This is a genomic window from Streptomyces sp. NPDC028289 (assembly GCF_055565975.1).
Genome location: NZ_JBVHTI010000009.1, coordinates 92,233 through 112,652 on the forward strand (window position 1 = coordinate 92,233; position 20,420 = coordinate 112,652).

General features: G+C 72.5%; 17 protein-coding genes. 8 read left to right on the forward strand and 9 right to left on the reverse strand.

The genetic code is table 11. From position 1 onward, the window contains the following. Positions 1-63 precede the first annotated feature (63 nt). On the reverse strand, positions 64-1,461 hold the full coding sequence (locus ACZ4UV_RS40295; protein ID WP_451017148.1) for a protein phosphatase 2C domain-containing protein: 1,398 nt from the start codon (positions 1,459-1,461) through the stop codon (positions 64-66). Positions 1,462-2,013: 552 nt separating this feature from the next. Here ACZ4UV_RS40295 and ACZ4UV_RS40300 point away from each other — a divergent pair. Together ACZ4UV_RS40300 and ACZ4UV_RS40305 are read left to right on the forward strand one after the other, a co-directional pair. Further along, on the forward strand, positions 2,014-2,994 hold the full coding sequence (locus ACZ4UV_RS40300; protein ID WP_467844938.1) for a helix-turn-helix domain-containing protein: 981 nt from the start codon (positions 2,014-2,016) through the stop codon (positions 2,992-2,994). Between the two features lie 36 nt (positions 2,995-3,030). Continuing rightward, positions 3,031-3,516: a DUF456 domain-containing protein gene (locus ACZ4UV_RS40305; RefSeq protein ID WP_451017150.1), complete on the forward strand. Its 486-nt coding sequence runs from the start codon at positions 3,031-3,033 to the stop codon at positions 3,514-3,516. 4 nt (positions 3,517-3,520) lie between these two features. On the opposite strand, the gene ACZ4UV_RS40310 is transcribed toward ACZ4UV_RS40305, so the two are convergent. Together ACZ4UV_RS40310 and rsgA are read right to left on the reverse strand one after the other, a co-directional pair. Then, positions 3,521-4,702 (reverse strand): SGNH/GDSL hydrolase family protein, encoded by a 1,182-nt coding sequence (locus tag ACZ4UV_RS40310; RefSeq protein WP_451017151.1) that lies wholly within the window; start codon positions 4,700-4,702, stop codon positions 3,521-3,523. 171 nt (positions 4,703-4,873) lie between these two features. Next, positions 4,874-5,968: a ribosome small subunit-dependent GTPase A gene (rsgA, locus tag ACZ4UV_RS40315; RefSeq protein WP_451017152.1), complete on the reverse strand. Its 1,095-nt coding sequence runs from the start codon at positions 5,966-5,968 to the stop codon at positions 4,874-4,876. 349 nt (positions 5,969-6,317) lie between these two features. Here rsgA and ACZ4UV_RS40320 point away from each other — a divergent pair, with 349 nt between their 5' ends. The 3 genes from ACZ4UV_RS40320 to ACZ4UV_RS40330 all read left to right on the forward strand — a co-directional run bounded on the left by ACZ4UV_RS40320 (position 6,318) and on the right by ACZ4UV_RS40330 (position 9,859). Beyond that, on the forward strand, positions 6,318-7,637 hold the full coding sequence (locus ACZ4UV_RS40320) for an acyltransferase family protein (protein WP_467844942.1): 1,320 nt from the start codon (positions 6,318-6,320) through the stop codon (positions 7,635-7,637). 140 nt (positions 7,638-7,777) lie between these two features. After that, positions 7,778-7,981, forward strand: a complete 204-nt coding sequence (locus tag ACZ4UV_RS40325; protein WP_016578941.1) for a cold-shock protein — start codon at positions 7,778-7,780, stop codon at positions 7,979-7,981. A gap of 96 nt (positions 7,982-8,077) precedes the next feature. Then, positions 8,078-9,859, forward strand: a complete 1,782-nt coding sequence (locus tag ACZ4UV_RS40330; protein WP_451017154.1) for a DEAD/DEAH box helicase — start codon at positions 8,078-8,080, stop codon at positions 9,857-9,859. A gap of 205 nt (positions 9,860-10,064) precedes the next feature. Here the strand turns inward: ACZ4UV_RS40330 and ACZ4UV_RS40335 are convergent, their stop codons facing one another. Further along, positions 10,065-11,081, reverse strand: coding sequence for a LacI family DNA-binding transcriptional regulator (locus ACZ4UV_RS40335; protein ID WP_451017155.1), 1,017 nt, complete (start codon positions 11,079-11,081; stop codon positions 10,065-10,067). Between the two features lie 200 nt (positions 11,082-11,281). On the opposite strand from ACZ4UV_RS40335, the gene ACZ4UV_RS40340 reads away from it, so the two are divergent. The 3 genes from ACZ4UV_RS40340 to ACZ4UV_RS40350 are packed head-to-tail and all read left to right on the forward strand — an operon-like array spanning position 11,282 to position 14,144. Then, on the forward strand, positions 11,282-12,091 hold the full coding sequence (locus ACZ4UV_RS40340; RefSeq protein ID WP_390034773.1) for an ATP-binding cassette domain-containing protein: 810 nt from the start codon (positions 11,282-11,284) through the stop codon (positions 12,089-12,091). Continuing rightward, the gene (locus tag ACZ4UV_RS40345) at positions 12,088-13,122 is read left to right on the forward strand and encodes an ABC transporter permease (RefSeq protein ID WP_451017156.1); all 1,035 of its coding nucleotides are present in this window, start codon (positions 12,088-12,090) and stop codon (positions 13,120-13,122) included. The genes ACZ4UV_RS40340 and ACZ4UV_RS40345 overlap by 4 nt, the downstream gene beginning before the upstream one ends. 17 nt (positions 13,123-13,139) lie before the next feature. Continuing rightward, entirely contained in the window at positions 13,140-14,144 is a 1,005-nt protein-coding gene (locus tag ACZ4UV_RS40350; protein ID WP_390034775.1) for an ABC transporter substrate-binding protein, read from the forward strand. A gap of 96 nt (positions 14,145-14,240) precedes the next feature. On the opposite strand, the gene ACZ4UV_RS40355 is transcribed toward ACZ4UV_RS40350, so the two are convergent. The 5 genes from ACZ4UV_RS40355 to ACZ4UV_RS40375 form a co-directional block, all read right to left on the reverse strand. Continuing rightward, positions 14,241-15,746 (reverse strand): cellulose-binding domain-containing protein, encoded by a 1,506-nt coding sequence (locus ACZ4UV_RS40355; RefSeq protein ID WP_467844948.1) that lies wholly within the window; start codon positions 15,744-15,746, stop codon positions 14,241-14,243. Between the two features lie 340 nt (positions 15,747-16,086). Beyond that, positions 16,087-17,406 carry a radical SAM protein gene (locus ACZ4UV_RS40360; protein WP_390034777.1) on the reverse strand — a complete coding sequence of 440 codons (1,320 nt, stop codon included), beginning with the start codon at positions 17,404-17,406 and terminating at the stop codon, positions 16,087-16,089. A 58-nt stretch (positions 17,407-17,464) separates the two neighbouring features. Beyond that, positions 17,465-18,139 (reverse strand): pyridoxamine 5'-phosphate oxidase family protein, encoded by a 675-nt coding sequence (locus ACZ4UV_RS40365; RefSeq protein WP_451017158.1) that lies wholly within the window; start codon positions 18,137-18,139, stop codon positions 17,465-17,467. Positions 18,140-18,242: 103 nt separating this feature from the next. Then, positions 18,243-19,331 (reverse strand): LacI family DNA-binding transcriptional regulator, encoded by a 1,089-nt coding sequence (locus ACZ4UV_RS40370; protein WP_451017159.1) that lies wholly within the window; start codon positions 19,329-19,331, stop codon positions 18,243-18,245. Between the two features lie 49 nt (positions 19,332-19,380). Continuing rightward, on the reverse strand, positions 19,381-20,388 hold the full coding sequence (locus ACZ4UV_RS40375) for a hydroxyacid dehydrogenase (protein WP_467844952.1): 1,008 nt from the start codon (positions 20,386-20,388) through the stop codon (positions 19,381-19,383). Positions 20,389-20,420 lie beyond the last annotated feature (32 nt).

Here is a 20,420-nt window from a genome sequence, read left to right on the forward strand (position 1 = left end):
CGGCTCCGCGGATCTCCGGACTTCCCCCCGCGATGCCCTTCCATGTATCCACAGAGGGCGCGCTCACGCCTCCCAGACGGCCGCCGCCGTACGGTCGTCGGCGTACCCCTTGACCCGGACCTGGGCGTCCGCGAGGAACGCGGCGAGGCCCGGCGGGGTGCGGCCGGACCAGCGTCGGGCCAGGTAGGCGCAGAGTGCGGGCTCGCCGCGCAGCGGGTCGGCGAGGCCGCCCGTGCACATCACGAGGGCATCACCCGGGCGGGCTACCGAGGCCCGGAACAGGAAGGGGTCGCGGGGCGGCTCGGGGGCCGGTTCGTAGGGGCTCGGCGGGGTCGGGATGCCGAGGTCCATGGTGAGCCGGTCGCCCGCCGGGGTCTCGGCGGGCAGCGAGCCGAAGCCGAGCACCGGTTCGCCGGCGGTGTCGGTGTCGACGCGCGGTTCGATGTCCTGCCACTCGCCGCCCCGCAGCCGGAACAGGCCGCCCTCGCCGACCCCGAAGAAGACGCGGGTACGGCACTGGGGGTGGGCGGGGAGGAGGAGGCAGCGCAGGCTGGCCGCGTACTCCTCGGGGGCGATGCCCTGTTCGGCGGCGCTGGCGCGGAGCTTGCCGAGGCTGCGGTCGGTGAGCCGGTGCAGTCCGGACTTGAGGTCGCCGCGCCGGGCGGCCTGGATGTCCTCGGTGAGCCGCTGGTGGCTGCGGCCCACGGCCCGGGCGATCCACTCGCACAGTTCGGCGGCGGCCCGGTGCGCGCCGGGGGTGGCCCGGGCGCCGGTGGCCATCGCGACCAGGACCAGGGCCTGTTCGCCGGTCCCGAAGCGGGCGGTGAGCAGGGCGTCGCGGCGCGGTTCGCCCCGGTACCGGGCGGAGTCGCCGCGCTGCGAGACGGCCCGCAGGGTGCAGGCGCCGTACCGGGCACCGTCCAGGACGGTGTCGGCGACGAGGTCGTCGAGTTCGTCGGGGTCGGCGGGGGGCAGGGCGGTGGGCTCGGCGTCGTAGGTGGGCGGTCCGGAGCCGACGTAGTCCACGGAGGAGGCCGAGGCGGCGGCCGGGACGGGCAGGGCGGCCGCGGTGTCCGGGGTTTCCGCGACGGCAGCGGCTGGACGCGGCGGCGCGGGCAGGTCGGGGCGGGGCGCGGAGGGGAGGTCCACCGGGGCGTCGTCGTCCGCCTCCAGCAGCTCCTGGTCCTCCTCGTCCCACGGCCAGGTCTTCTTCGCAGCGGCCCTGATGTCCTCGGCCGGGGCGGCGGGTGCCCGCTGGGCCGGCACGGTCGGCGGTGGCGGCTCGTCCTCCGGTTCCACGGTGACGCCCCGCCGTCCCCCCACCGTCTTCTTCGCCGAGGCGAAGCGGTCGTCCAGGGAATCGGGTGCGGCCGTGGGTCCGGTGTCCTCGGTGGAGTCGTCGTACAACTGCCCCCACCAGTCGTCCTCATGACGGGTGGGCCTACCCCCTGGCTGGCTCATGCCCCTAATTGTCCACCGCACGGGCCGGATGAAAACGGGGCATCGGGAAAATCCCGCACACGCCCCCGCTTCGAACGGCATGACGAGGGACATCCTGAACACCCGTACGAGGAAAGGGGATCGCCGACACGCGCGGGACGGACGGTACCGACGACACACACGAGAGGCGATTGACGAAAGTCAACGGGGAGCGACCGGAGTGCAGCGGCTGCGGGGGATGACACGTGTGAGTCGCCGGGTGGTCCCACCCCCCACGGGAGAACCACCCGGCGACACCGGAGTGACCGGCCCCAGATCCCCTACGCGTACGCGCGTCATGGTGCCGGTCACCGTTCGCACGGCCGAACGCCACGGCGCCGGCCGGAAGGCCAGATTGTGACGGGTCTTCCTGGTGGTCAGCTGTGAACGGCGCATCGGTTTTCCGTGCGAAGGTGCTGCGGTGACGTGATCTTGGCAGAGTGACCCGCGGTACGGCGATGATGTGCAGCGGCGGGTTCGCGCCGTGGCCGGTTCCCGCCACACCACCGGGCTTCGAGGGAGGGACGCGGGTCGATGCTGGCAGTGCTGGGGCTGGACGAACGGGACGAGTCGGCCTACCGGGCGCTGGTGTCCGCGGGCGCCGCCGACGTGCCCGGCCTGGCACGGCGTCTGACGCTGGCGGAGCCGGACACCGAGCGCGCGCTGCGCCGGCTGGAGCGGCACGGGCTGGCGGCCCGGTCCCCGGGGCGTCCGGAACGCTGGGTGGCGGCGCCGCCCGGGGTCGCGCTGGGCGCGCTGCTCACCCAGCAGCGGCACGAGCTGGAGAAGGCGGAGCTGGCGGCGGCGCTGCTCGCGGAGGAGTACCGGGCGGCGGCCGCCGAGCCCGCGGTGCACGACCTGGTGGAGGTGGTGACCGGCGCCCCGGCGGTCGCCCGGCGGTTCCGGCAGCTCCAGCTCGGCGCCCTGGACGAGGTCTGCGCCCTGGTCACCGGCGACCCGGTGGTGGTCTCCGGACCGGAGAACGACGCGGAGGAGCAGGCCGCCGGCCGGGGCGTGCGCTACCGGGTGGTGGTGGAGCGGCCGGCGCTCGCCCTGCCGGACGCCGTCCCGGAGTTGACGGCGGCGCTGGCCCGGGACGAGCGGGTGCGGGTGGTGGAGCGGGTGCCGACGAAGCTGGTCGTCGCCGACCGCGCGCTGGCGCTGGTCCCGCTCACCTCGCACGCCGCGGAACCCGCCGCCCTGGTGGTGCACGCCAGCGGCCTGCTGGAACTCCTCTGCGGCCTGTTCGAGTCGGTGTGGCGGGAGGCGCTGCCGCTGCGCCTCGGCGCGACCGGGGTGTTCGAGGAGGAGCCGGACGGCCCCGACGCCGCCGACCTGGAGGTGCTGTCGCTCCTGCTGGCGGGCCTGACCGACGCCAGCGTGGCCAAGCAGCTCGATGTGGGCCTGCGGACCGTGCAGCGCCGGGTGCGGCGGCTGATGGAGCTGGCCGGGGTGTCGACCCGCATGCAGCTGGGCTGGTACGCGTACGAGCGGGGCTGGGTGACCCGGAACTGACCTGCGCATCCTCCCGCCGTCCGGCACTCTGGGCAGATGGGAGCAGGGGAACTCCTGCTGGTCGGCCTGGTGCTGGTGCTCGGCCTGTGCGGGGTACTGGTGCCCGGGGTGCCGGGGACCGGGCTGGTGTGGGCCGCCGTGCTGTGGTGGGCGCTGTACGACCCGCGCCCGGTGGCCTGGACGGTCCTGGTCGGGGCGACCCTGGTGCTGCTGGTGGCGCTGGTGGTCCGCTGGGTCCTGCCCCCACGCCGGCTCCGGGCGAGCGGTGCCACCCCCAGGATGGGCGTGTACGCCGGAACCGGCGCCGTCCTCGGCTTCGTCCTGCTCCCCGTCCTCGGTGCGATCCCCGGCTTCATGGCCGGGATCTACCTGCACGAACGCCTCCGTCTCGGCCGCGGTGCCGAGGCGCGGGCCGCCCTGCGCACCGCGATGAACGAGGGCGGCTCCAGCGTCCTGGCCGAGCTGCTCGGCTGCCTGCTCGTCGCGGCCGGCTGGCTGACCGCGGTGATCTGGGCGGGCTGAGTGCTCAGAGCAGGTCGGCGAGCGGGACGGCGTCGGCGAGGGCGCGCGTGCCGGTGTCGTTGAAGTGCAGGTGGTCGCCGGGGTCGTAGGCGGGCAGGATGCGGCCGGGCTGCTGCGGATCCCGTACGACGGCGTCGAAGTCGACGTACGCGTCGAAGACGTGTCCGGTGCGGATCAGCGCGTTCACCCGCTGCCGTACGGCCTCGCGGGCGGCGGTGTACGCGCTGTACCCCTCGTACGGGGTGAGGGTCGCGCCCACCACCCGGATCCCCCGCTCGTGGGCGCGGGCCACGATGGTCCGGTAGGCCTGGACGAGCTCGGCGGGGTCCGTGGTCTCCGGGGTGCCCTTGATGTCGTTGATCCCTTCGAGGACCACCAGGGTCCGGGCCCCGCTGCGGTCCAGCCCGTCGGCGTCCAGACGGCTGAGGGCCGCCGGTCCTCCGGTGCCGTCGAGCAGCAGCCGGTTGCCGGAGATGCCGGCGTTGAGGACGCCGACCCGGAAGGACCGCAGCCGCTCCGCGAGGCGGTCGGGCCAGCGGTGGTTGGCGTCCATGCTGGTGCCGTTGCCGTCGGTGAGGGAGTCGCCGAGGGCGACCACGGTGCCGCGGGTCACGGCCTGCACGTCGACGCCGGTGACGTAGTACCAGTGGCCGGTGGTGCGGGTGTAGGCGCCGCCGTCCTCGTCGTCGGCCCGCCCGGCGCCGTCCTCGGCGAGGTAGCTCGTCTGGAGCGCGACCCGGTGGTAGGTGGCGGGCCCGGAGTCGCCCGGGGTCTCGACGCTGACCAGCAGGTCGGCGGCGGCCGGGACGGCGAGCGGCACCGGGTCGCTGACCAGGTCCTGCCCGACGGGTACGACGGCGGTGCCGGCGCCCGCGAAGGTGGCGGCGCGCATGGAGCCGGGTACGGCGGCCGGGCCGCCGCCCTGCCGGAGGGCGACGGTGACGGCCCCGAGCCGGAGCGGGGCGCTGCCCAGCCGGTTGCTGACCCGCACCCGCACCTCGCTGCCGCCGACGCTCAGGTGAACGACGTTGCGGTACGCGGCGCCGGGCACCGCCGGTTCGGTACCGGACGGCGCGGCCTCCCAGCTCCCCGCCCACAGCGAGGGCTCCGGATCGGCACCGGCTCGCCCGCTCACCCCCATCACCGACAGCAACGCCACCACGAGCACTCGCCCGACCTTGCCCATCCCCACCTGCCCTTCCGAGGCCTACAGGAGGGGAAAGTGACATACGGGCGGTGCCCTGGACAGCAACTCGACCACGAGACCACCCGGGTGGCGGAGCGAGGGGTGGGGGCCGGAGGGGGCAGCCGCGGTGGTCGTCTGTTTTCTCTCCGGGTGGGGGTGGCAGTCAGGCCCCTACCGCCACCTCCCCCGCTTCGCCTCCATCGCCGCCTTCCCCTCCGCGCCCCTCTTCTTCCAGTCCTTCTTCATCTCGGCCCGGAGCCGCGCGTCGGTCTTCGCGACGATCCACTGGTTCTCCCGCATCAGCTTGCGGTAGCTCTCCAGTCGGCGTACGGGCAGTTCACCGGCCTCCACCGCGGAGCGCACCGCGCATCCCGGCTCGCTCTCGTGTTCGCAGTCGGAGAACCGGCAGCCCTCCGCCAGTTCCTCGATCTCGGCGAACACCTGCCCGACGCCGGTCTCGGCGTCGTACAGCCCCACGCCCCGCAGTCCGGGAGTGTCGATCAGCACGCCCCCGCCCGGGAGCGCGAGGAGGTTGCGGGTGGTGGTGGTGTGGCGGCCCTTGCCGTCGACGTCCCGGGCGGCCCGGACGTCCATCACGTCCTCCCCGAGGAGCGCGTTGGCGAGGGTGGACTTGCCGGCGCCGGACTGGCCGAGCAGCACCGAGGTACCGGAGCCGACGAGGGCGACCAGCACGTCCAGGCCGTCACCCGCGTGCGCGCTGACCGTCAGGACCGGCACGCCCGGGGCCGTCGTCTCCACGTCCTGGACGAGGTGCGCGAGGGTCACCTGGTCCGGGACGAGGTCGGCCTTGGTGAGGACCACGACCGGCTGCGCCCCGGACTCCCAGGCCAGCGCCAGGAACCGTTCGATGCGGCCGAGGTCGAGTTCGACGGCGAGGGACACCGCGACGATCGCGTGGTCGACGTTGGCGGCGAGGATCTGCCCCTCGGACCGCTTGGAGGAGGTGGAGCGCACGAAGGCGGTACGGCGCGGCAGACACGCGCGTACGTAACGGGGGTTGCCGCCGGGTTCCACGGCGACCCAGTCGCCGGTGCACACGACGCGCATCGGATCGTGCGGGGTGACGAAGGCGGTGTCGGCGCGCAGCGGCCCGCCGGCGGTGACGACGTCGCACTGCCCGCGGTCGACCCGGACGACCCGTCCGGCGAGCAGTCCTTCGGCGTCGTGGGGGGCGAACTCCTTCGCCCAGGTCTCGTCCCAGCCGTAGGGAGCGAGCGCGGAGAAAACAGCAGAGCTGGAAGTCAAGGGTGACCCTTCACAGGGGCGGCCCCGGGAAGCCGAGAGGTCAGCCGGTGGCCGCGGAGGTGGAATGGATGAACTTCTGGTCGCGGGCAGCGCACATCGCAACGACAGCCATCGGTCAACACCTCCCTGATCGAGCCGAGTCACCCGCGGCACCCGGGGGTGGCCGCTCCAACGCCACGAACCTTAGAAGCTGTGCGCACCGCGCCGCCACCGAATTACGGCGCGGCGTCGGGAGGTTCCTTCGCGACCGGCTCCAGGTGCCTCGCGGACGGTGTCGTACCGGGCACGGATTGATTGCGGCCAGGGCTTTCCGCCACGACGGGCTGCAGGCCCCGGGATCATGACCGCCATGAGCAGAGACCGGTACGTCGACTTCCTGCGCGCGTGGGCGATCGTGCTGGTGGTGCTCGGCCACTGGCTGATCACCGCCCTGGTCCGGGAGCCCGACGGGCGGATCGTCGCCCCGGAGCTGCTGGCGGTCGTGCCCTGGACCCAGTGGCTGACCCTCGGGTTCCAGATCATGCCGCTGTTCTTCCTGGCCGGGGGCCATGCCGCGGGTGGTTCCTGGGCGCGGGCCCGGGCGGAAGGGGGGACGCCCGCGGGGTGGCTCGGGCGGCGGGCGCTGCGGCTGCTGCTGCCGGTGGCCGTCTACAGCGGTGCGGTGCTGCTCGCCGTCGGCATCTGCACGGCGGCCGGCGTGGACGCGGACACGCTGGCGCTGGTGGGATGGGCGATGGCGATGCAGTTCTGGTTCCTGCCGGTGTATCTGCTGCTCAGCGCCCTGACACCGCCGCTGTACGCGGCACACCTGCGGTGGGGACCGCGCGTCCCGCCGGTCCTGGGGGCGGTCGCCCTGGTGACCGACGCCCTCGTGGTTGCCGTGCACACGCCCTATGTCGGACTGCTGGACTACGTGCTCGTGTGGGGTGTCGCCTACCAACTGGGCTTCTGCTGGCGGGACGGTCGGCTGACCGGCCGTCGGCTCGTGCCGCTCGTGATGGCGGCGGGCGGCGGACTGGCCTTCGCCGCGCTCGTGGCCCTCGGGCCGTTCCCGGTCAGCCTGATCCTGGTGACCGGTCAGAGTCCCAGCAACACCGATCCGCCGTCCGCCGCGATGCTGGCGTGGGTGGTAGCCCAGGTCGGCGTCAGCCTCCTCGCCGCGCCGCCGGTGCGGCGGCTGCTGGACCGCGAGCGGGTGTGGCGGGTGGTCCGCCCCGTGGGCGCGGCCAGCATGACGCTGTATCTGTGGCACATGCTGCCGGTGCTGATCGCCGCCGCCGCGTTCTACCTCACCGGCCTCGCGCCCGAGCCGACGCTCGGGTCCGCGGCGTGGTGGGGGCTGCGCGTGCCCTGGCTGCTGGTGCTCGGCGCCGTCCTGGCCTGCGTCGTCTTCGCGCTGCGGCCGCTGGAACGCGGGCTGGGCGTGCTGTACGGGCGGACCGTGCCGGACGCGGGGCTGCGCCGTGCGTGGCCGCTGTGGGCCGGGCTGGCCCTGGACGTCGCCGCTCTGGGCCGCTTCGCCGTGCGGGGCTTCGCGCCGGACGGCCGGTTCCCCGTGCTGCCCGCCCTGGGCCTGGCCGTGGGCACGGTGCTGGTGATGCTTCCGCGGTGGGCGGCCGTGGACCGCCTCGGGCAGCCCGAGCCAACGCGCGCTCGGAACCGGGTCTGAGGCTGTGCTACGGTTGCGACGTTGCAGTTGTGGTACCCATGAACCTATGTGCGCCTGACGGGAATGTTTCTCCTGCAGGCGCATTAGTTGTTTTACCGGCATCTCCGGATGGGGCCTCTGCCTACAGATCGGAGAAGGTCATGGCACAGGGAACCGTGAAGTGGTTCAACGCCGAAAAGGGTTTCGGCTTCATCCAGCAGGACGGCGGCGGCCCGGACGTGTTCGCCCACTACTCGAACATCCAGTCCCAGGGCTTCCGTGAGCTCCAGGAGGGCCAGCGGGTCTCCTTCGACGTCACGCAGGGCCAGAAGGGCCCGCAGGCGGAGAACATCGTCCCCGCCTGATCATCGGACGCGTCTCCACGCGTATCCACTCGCCGGGGTCCGTATCGTCAAGGTGCGGACCCCGGTTTGTGCTGTTCCAGGAAGGCAGACAGCCGCATGTCCCGCAGGCCCCAGAAGCCGAACAGGCGCACCTCGTCGTCCACGTCCTCCGCGGTGTCCCCGCCGTCCGGGGCGTCGGCGCGTGAGTTCCGGCTGCCGGAGAACACGACACCCGGGCTTCCCGCCGTCGAGGACTTCGCCGCCCTGGACATGCCCGCGGCGCTGCTGAAGACCCTGACCGCGCAGGGGGTGACCACCCCGTTCCCCATCCAGGCCGCGACGCTGCCCAACTCACTCGCCGGCCGTGACCTGCTGGGACGGGGACGCACCGGCTCCGGCAAGACCCTCGCGTTCGGGCTGGCGCTCCTCGCCCGTACGGCAGGGCTGCGCGCGCAGCCCAAGGCGCCCCTCGCGCTCGTGCTGGTGCCCACCCGTGAGCTCGCCCAGCAGGTGACGGACGCGCTGACCCCCTACGCGACGGCGGTGAACCTCCGGGTGGCCACGGTCGTCGGCGGACTGTCGATCACCAAGCAGGCCGCCACCCTCCGGCGCGGCGCCGAGGTGGTCGTCGCGAGTCCCGGCCGGCTCAACGACCTCGTGGAACGCGGGGACTGCACACTCGGCGACGTCCGCATCACGGTGCTGGACGAGGCCGACCAGATGACCGACATGGGCTTCCTGCCGCAGATCACCAAGCTGATCCAGCAGGTACGGCCCGACGGACAGCGGCTGCTCTTCTCGGCCACCCTCGACCGCAACATCGACCGCCTGGTGCAGCGGTTCCTGACCGACCCCGTGGTGCACTCCGTGGACCCGTCCGCCGGGGCGGTCACCACCATGGAGCACCACGTGCTCCACGTCCAGGACGAGACCGACAAGAAGGCCGTCACCACGCGCATCGCGGCCCGCGACGGCCGGGTCATCCTCTTCCTCGACACCAAGAGATCCGCCGACCGGCTCGCCAAGCGGCTCCTTGCCGTCGGCGTCCGCGCGGCGGCGCTGCACGGCGGCCGCTCCCAGCCGCAGCGCAACCGCACGCTGGAGCAGTTCAGGAACGGCCATGTCACCGCTCTGGTGGCGACGAACGTCGCGGCCCGGGGCATACACATCGACGACCTCGACCTCGTCGTGAACGTCGATCCGCCGACCGACCACAAGGACTACGTCCACCGGGGCGGCCGTACAGCCCGCGCCGGGGGCTCGGGCAGCGTGGTCACGCTGGTCCTGCCCGAGCAGAAGCGGGACGTCACCCGGCTCATGTCGGACGCGGGCATCCGCCCCCGCACGGCCCGCATCGCGTCGGGCGACGCCGAGCTGACGACCCTCACCGGCGCCCGTGAGCCCTCCGGTGTGCCCGTCGTCATCGAGATCCCCCAGCCGTCGGCGTCCCGCCCGGACCAGAAGACCGACCCCAAGCCGGGCAGGCGCTCCGCCCGCCGACGCCGAAGCGCTGGCACCGGAACGGCCACGGGTACGGCCACGGGCGGACGAGCTGGCACGCCCGCGGCGGACGGCCGCTCCGCCCGCCGCAAGGGGACCGCCGGGGCCACGGGGGACGCCGCGGGGGCGGGTGGCCGTGGTGCAGCCGGCACGAGCGGTCGCGGTTCCGTCGGCGCGGGCAACAGCCGTGGTGCCGAGCGCCGGGCCGCATCCGGTGGGTCCGCAGGCGGCGCGGCCGGCCGCGGTTCCGACCGCCGAGCCGCTGCCGGTACCACCACCGGCACCGCATCAGGCAAGGACGACCGCGGCTCCCGGCGGCGCACGCCCTCCGGCGGGGCCGCCGGCACGAGCGGCCATGGCTCCGGCAGCCGAGGGGGTCGCCGCACCACGGCCACCTGAGCGCTCCGCCGGAAGTGCCGCGCCATGCCGTCAGACGACTGCGGCGCCATCGCGGCTGGTCGCGCAGTTCCCCGCGCCGGCCATGTCGCGGCGCGCATCGAGCGGACCGGCACCTGTCGCGCCCTGAAGGGGCGCGGGGAACTGCGCGGCCCGCCCCCACCGGCCCGCATCCGGAATCCGGCCGGACCACGCCCGCATCGACGCCCTACGTCCCTGCCACGAACGGCCCGGGTATCTCCCCGGACCCCCGCCGGATCAGCCGGGTAGGCATGACCACCGTGCGCGGTGGTGAGATGTCGCCGTGGATGCGGGCGAACAGCAGGTGTGCCGCGCTGGTCGCGAGGGCCACCGGGTCCTGGGCGATCACGGTGACGGGCGGGGTCAGCCGGGCGGCGAGCTCGAAGTCGTCGAAGGCGACGAAGGCGAGATCGCCGGGGGCCGCGGTCAGGGCGCCGAAGGCGAGCAGTTCGTTGCCGGCGAGGAGGGCCGTCGGGGGGTCGGGCAGTGAAAGCATTCCGGTGACGGCCGCAGCCGCCTCGGGCCCGGTGCGCACGGCGTCCCTGACCAGCGCCGGGTCGGCGGCGATGCCCGCGGCTGCCAGCGCCGCGAGATAGCCCCGCCGCCGTTCGCCGAACGTCCAGATCTTCGGCGTGTCGCCGATGTAGCCGATCCTGCGGTGGCCGTGTGCCACCAGCTGCTCCACGGCCCCCCGCACCGCGCCGAAGTTGTCGACCACCACGGCGTCCACGTCCAGACCGGGTGCCGCCCGGTCCACGCAGACGATCTTGGTGCCCTGTGCCTGCGCGGGACGCAGGAAGCGGTGGCTGCCGGCGGCCGGGGTGAGGATCAGTCCGTCGACGCGGCGGGCGGTGAACGCGGCGATCACCTCGCGTTCGCGGCGCAGGTCGGCGCGGCTGGAGCCGATGAGCATGATGCTGCCGCGCTGCCGGGCGACGTCCTCCGCGGCGGAGGCGACCGCGGCCATGAAGGGGTCGGTCACGTCGTCGACCAACAGGCCTATGATCTGGCTCAGTTCATGGGTGCGGCGCAACTGTCGTGCCACGTCGTCGCGTTGGTAGCCGAGTTTGCGGACCGCGGCCTCCACCCGCGCGGCGGTCCGCGGGGCGACGGCCGAATCGCCGTTGACGACGCGGGACACCGTCATCGTGCTGACGCCCGCTTCCGCGGCAACGTCCTTCATGGTCGGCCGGGTGGCTGCCACGCCACGTCCTCCAGCTGCGTCACGTTTGAGCGTCGACTCGTTAACGTTACCAACTCGCACGCGTATCAACGCCCTTGCAAACAGCGGGAGATGAGACGCGACATACGCGCTCGGCGACCGGCTGCACCACCCTTGACACCCCGCTGTGGGCGCCCCAAGAATCAGCCAAGCTGTTAACGATACCAACCAGAAGGCACAACATGGCCTCTGCAAGGGAACCACTGCTCACCGCACATGGGGTGGTCAAGCGTTTCGGCCACGTCCAGGCGCTCTCGGGCGCCGATTTCACGGCATACCCCGGCGAGGTCGTCGCCCTCATCGGTGACAACGGTGCCGGCAAGTCCACTCTGGTGAACGTCCTGTCGGGCGTGCTCACCCCCGACGCCGGCGAGGTCCGCCTGGACGGTGCGCCGGTGCGGTTCTCCGGTCCGATGGACGCCCAGCGGCAGGGCGTGGAAACCGTCTACCAGGACCTGTCGCTCGCGCCCGACCTGGACGCGGCGGCCAACCTCTACCTCGGCCGGGAGATCGTGCGCGGGGGGCTGCTCGGACGCCTCGGCGTGCTCGACCGGCCCGCGATGCGCCGGGAGGCGGTCAAGGCCTTCGCTGAACTCGGCGTGGAGCTGAAGGATGTGACGGCCGCTGTGACAACGTTGTCCGGCGGGCAGCGGCAGTCGGTCGCGGTGGCCCGTGCCGTCGCCTTCGCCCACAAGGTCATCTTCATGGACGAGCCGACCGCCGCACTGGGCGTCGTCCAGCGCGCCCGGGTCCTGGAGACCGTGCGCAGGGTCGCCGACCGGGGCATCTGCGTCGTGCTGATCAGCCACAACATGCCCGAGGTGCTGTCGGTCGCGGACCGGGTGGAGGTGCTGCGGCTGGGCCGGCGGGTCGCGTCGTACACCGCCGCCGACACGACGATCGAGGAGCTGGTCGGGGCGATGACGGGCTCGCTGGACGGGGCGAACGGGACCCGGGAGAACGGGACCGGGAAAGCGGAGGGCGCACGATGACGGCGCAGAGCGAGAAGGCCCCGGCGGCCGTGGGCGGCCGGTCCGGGGTGCCCGACTGGGTGCGCCGCGCGGCAACACTCAACGAACTGTGGACCTTTGTCATCCTGGTGGCGCTGGTCCTGTTCTTCACGATCGCGGCGCCGGGCAAGTTCTTCACCACGTACGACATCACCCAGATCGCCGTGAACGCGGCCATCTACCTGGTGCTCGGCGTCGGCATGACGTTCGTGATCATCACGGCGGGCATCGATCTGTCGATCGGCTCGGTGCTGGTGCTGGCCGCCGTGGCGGCGGGCGAGTACAACATCCATCACGGCGGGGCGACTTCGGGCTGGGGCACGGTCGCGTTCTGTGTCGTCATCGCGCTGGCGGTGGGCACGGCGTGGGGTGCGCTGCAGGGCGCGGTGGTGGCGACCGGCAAGGTGCCGCCGCTGATCGTGACGCTGGGCGGGCTCGGCGCGGCGCTGGGGATCGCCGAACTCGCCACCGGCGGCCAGGACCCGGCCGGGGCGGCCTCCACGCATCTGCAGAACAGCCTCGGTTTCGGCAAGGTGGCCGGCATCCCCTGGATGGTGATCCTGGCGGCCGTGGTGACCGCGATCTTCGGCGCGGTGCTGGCCGGCACCCGGTTCGGCGAGCACACCCTCGCCATCGGGTCCAACCCGACCGCCGTTAGGCGGGCGGGCATTCCGGTGGGCCGGCAACTGGTCAAGGTCTACGGGCTGATGGGGCTGCTGGCCGGGCTCGGCGCGGTGATGTGGCTGGCCTCGTACGGCACGACGTCGATCGCCGGGCACTCGACCGACAACCTCAAGGTGATCACCGCGGTGGTCCTCGGCGGTACCAGCCTGTTCGGCGGGCGGGGTTCGGTGCTGGGCACGGTGATCGGTGTGTTCATCCCGGCGGTGCTGACCACCGGGCTGATCGTGATCGGCGTCCAGCAGTACTGGCAGGACGTGGCGGTGGGCGTGGTGCTGGTCGTGGCCGTCTACGTCGACCAGCTGCGCAGGAAGACCCGGGAACGCGCATGACTAGGGAGGATTCTGTGATGAGGAACGTTCGCAGCAGGCGCCGGCTGCTGGTCGCGGTGGGCACGGTCCTGGCCCTCGGTGCGGGGGCCTCGGCCTGCGGTTCGTCCGACGACGGTGGCGGCTCGGGGAGTTCGGGCAGCGCCAAGGGCAAGAAGGTCCGGCTGATCACCGGCGTGAAGAGCGACCCCTTCTACATCACCATGACCTGTGCCGCGCAGGCGGAGGCCAAGGCCAAGGGGATGGACTTCACGGCAGACGGTTCCGCGCAGTGGGACGTGTCGGTGCAGCGGCCGCTGCTCGACTCGGTGGCCGCGTCCCGGCCCGACGGGCTGCTGATCTCGCCGGTCGACACCAGCGCGCTGACGCCGTCGCTCAAGCAGATCCAGTCGGCGGGCACCAAGGTGGCGCTGGTGGACACGACGGTGACCGACACGTCGATCGGCATCACCCGGATCTCGTCGGACAACGAGAAGGGCGGCCGGGTCGCCGCCGACGCGCTGGCCAAGCTGATGAAGGAGAAGGGCTCGGTCATCGTCATCAGCGTCAAGCCCGGTGTGTCGACGACCGACGCGCGGATCAAGGGCTTCACCGAGGAGATGGGCAAGTACCCGGACATCAAGGTGCTGCCCACGCTCTACGACAACGACCTGCCGGCCACCGCGGCCTCCCAGATCCAGTCGACGCTCGCCGCGCATCCGGATCTCGGCGGGGTGTTCGCGGGCAACACCAACACCGGTCAGGGCATCGCCACCGGTCTGAAGCAGGCCGGCAAGGAGGGCGCGGTGAAGGTGGCCGCGTTCGACGCCGAGCCCGACGAGATAGCCTCCCTGAAGGCGGGCACCCTCCAGGTGCTGGTCGCCCAGGACCCGGCGGCGATCGGACGGCAGGCGGTGGACCAGCTCGCCGACGCCTTCGAGGGCAAGTCGGTCAGCAAGTCGATCGGCACGAACATGGTGGCGATCACCAAGGACAACATGAACGAGCCGTCGGTCAGCAAGTACTTCTACAAGTCGCAGTGCTGAGCGGGAGTTCGGCAGAACCGGCCTGACGTACGGTCAGCGGCCGGGCGGACCACCCTCTTGGGTCCTCCCGGCCGCCGGTCGTGCGGGCGGCCCGGCTCAGTTCAGCGAGCAGGACGCGCCGTTCAGCGTGAAGGCGTACGGCGCCGAGTTGCTGCCGCTCCAGGTGGCGAGGAAGCCGAAGGACAGGGAGCCGTTCGCGGCGACCGACTGGTTGTAGTCGGCGGCGTCGGCGGTGACCCGGCCGCCGCTCTGGCTGACGGTCGCGTCCCACATCTGGGTGACCTTCTGGCCGTCCCGGAAGGACCACTGGACCCGCCAGCCGGTCAGGGCCTGGGTGGTGGTGACGGTGACGGTGGACTGGAAGCCGTCGGTCCACTGGTTGACCAGGTCGTAGGAGACCTGGCAGCCGGCCGCCGCGTGGGCGGTGGGGCCGGCGGAGGCGGTGCCGTGGTGGCCGGTGCTCGCCGTGGCCGAGGAGGTGCCCTGGGGCTCCGGGTCGGGGTTCTTGTGGCCCGGCTTCCCGGCGGTGGCCGAGGAGGAGGGGGCCGCGGAGGCGGACGCGGTGTGCGTGGCGGTCGGGTCGGCCGACGGGACGGCGGCGGTGGGGTCGGCGACGGGCTGACGGTCGTCGTGGGAGGCGGTGACCGTGTCGTCGCCGGAGCCGTCGCCCATCGGCATCATCGACACGCCGAGCGCCACCAGCGAGATCAGCACCGCCGCGCCGAGCAGACCGTGCCGCAGCACCTTGCCCCGCCCGCCGCTCTCCTTGGGTTCGCCGCCATCGTTGTCGGCGGTGGCCGGGCGGCCCGCGCCGAGCCGCACCTCGGCGGCGCGCCGACGGCGCTCCAGGTAGGCGAGTCCGCCCCAGCCGATGACCCCGCCGGCGAGCGCCGCGGGCAGTCCGCCGCCGTGCAGCCGCAGACAGGCGGCGGCCTCGGCGCACTGCACACAGGTGGCGAGGTGCCGGGAGAGGTCATCGGGCGTGTCGGCCGCCGAGGACCGGGTGACGGCGTCGAGGAGCCGGGCGTAGCTGCGGCACTCGGCTTCCATCGGCGTGTCGAGGTGGGCGCGGTGGCAGCGGTCGCGGAAGAGTCCGCGCACCTGCTCCAGCTCCTGGGTGACGACGGCCTGGTCGAGACCGAGCCGGCGCGCCACGGAGGACAGCGGCAGCGCCTCCACCTCGGCCAGCCACAGCAGCGAGGCGTCCGCCTCCTGCATGTCGCGCAGGCCGCGCAGCGCGACGGGCCGCTGCAGCGGCGGACCCGTGTAGCGCGTGGCCTTCTCCGAGTTGAGCCACAGCCGGAGGTCCGGATCGAGCTTGTGCCCCAGCCCCCCGGCCTCCCAGGTGGCGGCCGTGTTGCGCACGGCGGTGAGCAGCAGCGGGATCATCGGAAGCCGGGCGGCGCGCCGCCCGGAGCTGCGGACCGGCGCGAAGTCCGCCTCACGGGCCTCACGCATGCCGAGCGTGAAGGCCTCGGTGGCCAGCTGATTGGCCGTCAGAGAGCCGGACGTGCACAGGTCGGCGTAGGAGAGCACCGCGTCCCAGCATTCGGAGAACAGCGCTGCCTCGGCGGCGTCCTGAGGGGTCGGCAGGTCGGGCATGGGTCTCCTGCATCCAAAGCGAGGTCAACTCACCGTATCGGCAACGGAGTTGGGGGGAACCTCGCGGCAGGCCCAGAGCCTTTCACGTCTCCTGCACAACTGACAAGCGGCATATTCAAAACCGGTTACCGGTGGTCGTGCCACGGATTCTCCCCGTCACACCCATACCACCGGCCCCCGGCCTCACGTCAACCACTGTGCCGGCCGCCCGGAGAACACCCTCGTGTCCGCCGTGACCCACAACTCCGGCCCCTAGTACGGACAGCGACCGCGTTTCGACTCACCGTTCCCGTAAGTCACTTGCGCGCCCGCCCGGCCGAGCCCCGGGTCGCCCTGTGCATCACACCTCCGCCGGCGCCTCCGCGGGCAGGCTGTCCATGAAGGAACTGACGGAGAAGACGGCGCGGCCGGGTCCGGGCGGGCCGTAGCCGGGGGGCGAGGAGAGGCCGAAGTCCTCCATCGTCTGCCGGTAGGCCTGCAGCAGCCGGATGTGGTACTCCAGCGGGGCGCCCTGGGGGTTGGCCTTGCCGAGCGGGGTGGTCGGCTCCGGGCACCAGGTGGTGAAGCGGGGCGTGATGCCCTGCGACATGAAGAAGCGGAGCCCCTCGGTGGTGGACGCGATCGCCTCGTCGACGGTCTTGAACCCGAACGGCTCGGCCATCTCCACGCCGGCCACGAAGTTGGGGATCACGTTCCGGGCGCCGAAGATCTCGGCGGAGTCCAGGATCCGCTTGTGCCACTCGTCCCGGCCGACGTACCGCTCCTTGCCCGGGCAGTACATCTTGAACAGGTACTCGTCCCACACCTCGTAGTTGGGGTGGTAGATCTGCACGCCGTAGTCCTTGAACCGCTGCACGTCGTCCCGCGGCAGCGCCTGGGCCACGACCTTGCCGATCCACCGGCCCGGGAACCGCTCCTCGATGGCCTTGGCGTAGTGGCCGTAGAAGTCGGCCTCGTCACGCCCGGAGACGGTCTTGGTGATCGCGCCGCCGGTCAGCGTGTAGGCGGTGGACGTCCTGGCGGTGTCGTACCGGTCGATGATCTCCAGGGCTTCGAGGACCTCCTCGACGTCCTTCACGCCCGTGTACGGCCGCCCGGCCGCCTTGTGCTGGCGCCAGTTGTGGTTGATGTCGCAGTACTGGCACTCCTCCTTGGCGCCGAAGTACTGGCAGACCCGGAAGACGGTGAGGTAGATCAGGTAGCCCCACTGGATGGTCGGGGCGACCTCCATCACGGACTTCCCGTTGGCGAGCTTGTGCCGGTAGTACTCCGGCATGGGCGGCACCCCGACGTCGGCGATCCGCTTCCCGTCGAGGTAGAGCCCGAGCATGCCCTCCTCGTCCGCGGCCACCCGGTACGGGGAGGCCGGGTTCACCCGCACGGACACCACGGTCCGCCGCAGGTCGTACGGCCCGCCGGTGAGGATGATCTCCTCCGGCGGCCGGCGCAGCGCGGCCTCGCCCAGCTCGGGCAGGGTGCCGTGGTCGAAGGAGAAGATGAAGTACGACTTCGGCTTGACCTCGCCGCTCTCGTTGTCGCTCAGCGCGGACGGGTCGAAGGCCACACCGCCCCGGAGCAGGTCCTCCTTGAAGACGGCTTCCCGAGGTACCTGCGGGAACCTCTCCATCAGATCCTCGACCAGCGCGGTACGGCTGCCCATCCCGTGTCTCCTCCCGGCTCAGGCGTTCAGCTCCTCACGGTATGCCCCCGCCTCGCCGTCAGCCGTGCCGGGTCCCCTCTCGGCGCGCGATGTGTCCCGGTACGGAGGTGTCCGGGTGCAGTGCGGGATCCGTCACCGGCGCGCCCCAGGCCGAGGTCAGCGGCAGAACGCCGGCCCACAGCCCCCGTTCCGCGTCCGGTCCGTCGCCGTCCTCCGGAGCTCCGGTGCGGATCTTGACGGAGGCCTCTTCCAGGGAGAGGACGAGGAGAGTGGTGGCGGCCAGCTCCCTGCGGTTCGGCTGCCGGGCGTACGACCACTGGCCCGGGGCCGTGTGTTCGGTGAGGAGGCGCAGCCCCGTCAGTTTCTCCTCGGGGTCGGTCACCTTGCGGGCGGCGCCGTGGATCACCGCGCTGCGGTAGTTGACGCCGTGCTCGAAGACGGACCGCGCCAGCACCAGGCCGTCGACGTGGGTGACCGTGACGCACACCGGGGTCCCGCCCGCGAGGCTGCGGCTGGCGACCGAGCCGTGCAGGTACAGCTGCCGCTCGTCCCGCCCGTACACCGTCGGCACGACCAGCGGACGCCCTTCGACCACCACCCCGAGATGGCAGACGAACCCGGCGTCGAGAATCGCCTCCAGATCGGCCCGGTCGAGGCTGCCCTGCTCGCGGAGCCGGCGATGGCGGGTGAGGTCGGTCGCCGGAAGGCGCGGGGACAGCGGATCGGGGGTCATACCCGTACGCTACCGATATCGCGGCATCATGGCCATACCGCCAACGTTTACAGCAATGATCAACGCCTGCGACAACGAAATCCGTAGACCGCGTTCCGGTCGCTCAACCGCCGGCAGCCCGTCGCGTCGACTCCCGCAGCACCACGTGCGTCCCCAGCACCAGATGCTGCCCGTCCGGCAGCTCGTCGCGGTGCAGGGCGAGGCGGACGGCGGCGCGGCCCAGTTCCTCCTGGGGTACGTGGACCGTGGTGAGCGTCGGGTAGACGTCCCGGGCGACCGGGATGTCGTCGTAACCGGCCACGGCGACGTCGTCGGGGATGCGGCGGCCCGACTCCCGCAGGGCCTGGATCACGCCGGTGGCGATCATGTCGGTGGCCGCGAAGACCGCGGTGAAACCGCGTCCGGAGGCGAGGAGTTCACGGGTCGCCTGGTAGCCGTAGGAGCGGGAGAAGACGCCGTCGAGGACGAGGTCCGGGTCCGGGGCGAGGCCGAGGAGTTCGTGGGCGCGGGTGAAACCGGCGATGCGCTGGGCGCTGGTGGACAGGCCGGGCACCCGGCCGAGGTAGGCGATGCGCCGGTGGCCGCCGGAGAGAAGGTGACCGGTGAGCGCGAAGGCACCCCCCTCGTTGTCGTAGTCGACGACCGTGGCCGGGACGCCGGGGCCGAGCGGCGGGCGGCCGACCAGGACCAGCCGGGATCCGGACCGGTCCAGGGCGTGCGCGAAGTGGGTCATGCGGTCGTGGTAGGCCCTGTCCTCAAGGGCGCCGCCCACCACGATCACCGCGTCGGCCCGCTGCTCTCGCATGGTCTCCACGACGGCGAGGATGCGGCGCGGGTCGCCGTGCGTGGTGCACAGCATGCACAGCCTGCCCTCCGCCGAGGCCTGCTCCTCGACCCCGCGGGCGATGTGCGCGTAGAAGGGGCCGGTGACGTCGTCGACGACGAAGGCGACCGTGTTGTTGGTGGCGCCGCCGAGGGCGCGGGCGTGCGCGTTGACCACGTAGTCCAGCTCGCGCATGGCCTTCAGGACCTTGGCGCGGGTGGCGGCGGCCACCGGGTAGGTGCCGCCGAGGACCCGGGAGACGGTCGACGCGGAGACCCCGGCCCGCGCGGCCACGTCCCGCACCGTCGAGGCGTCCCCGTTCGGCGCCGGCTGTGTCCGCTTCGCCACCGCTCGGCTCCCCTTCGTCATGTGTTCAGGTCACCCTACGAGACGGCCGGGGTGCCCGGCGGACCGCCCGTCACGCGGCCCGCTCCAGGGCCGACTGGTCGACGGCGTGCAGGAGACCGACACCGGTCAGCAGTCGGCCGGCCTCCTCCACGACGGTGAGGCCGAGCCGTGCCACCTCGTTGCCCTGCGAGCCGGCCAGGTGCGGGGTGAGGAAGGCGTTGGGGAGGTCGAAGAGCGGGGAGTCGGCGGGCAGCGGCTCCGGGTCGGTCACGTCGAGGATCGCGGTCAGGCGGCCGGTGCGCAGCTCCGCGATCAGGGCGTCGTGGTCGAGGAGGGAGCCGCGCGCGGTGTTGATCAGTACCGATCCGTCCGGCATGAGGCCGAGTTCGCGGGCGCCGAGGAGATGCCGGGTCTCCGGGGTCTGGGGGGCGTGCACGCTGACGATGTCCGAGGTGCGCAGCAGGTCGTCGAGGGGCAGCAGGGGGACGCCGAGCCGGGCGGCCTCCGTCTCGTCCACGTAGGGGTCGGCGAGGGTGACCGACAGGTCGTACGGGCGCAGGAGTTCGACGAGGCGGCGGCCGATGCGGGAGGCGCCGACGATGCCGACCCGGCGGTGGAAGTTGCCGATGCCGGGGACGATGTCGCCGTACGGGAAGGTGCGGCGGGTGCGCAGCAGGTCGCGGAAGGCGAAGACGTCCTTCCCGGCGAGCAGGATCATCGCGAGGGTGTACTCGGCGACCGGCAGCGCGTTGGCGGCGGCGGCCGAGGAGACGACGATGCCCCGCCGCCACACCTCGGGCGTGGTGAAGCCCTTGACCGAGCCGGCCGCGTGCAGCACCGCCCGCAGTTTCGGCGCCGCGTCCAGGGCGGCCGTGTCCAGGACCGGGCAGCCCCAGCCGGTGACCAGGACCTCGGTGCGGGCGAGCGTCTCCCGTACCCGGGGATCGGCGAAGTCGTGCACCACCAGAGTGGGATCGATTTCTACGCACTCGCGCAGTCGCGCCAGTACCTCCGGCGGGAAGATGTGCGGCACGTTCTGGGCTGTCATGGCGAACACTGCCTGGGGACGCTCGGGCAAGGAAGTGACCTTCCGGCTCGGTGACGCGCGGA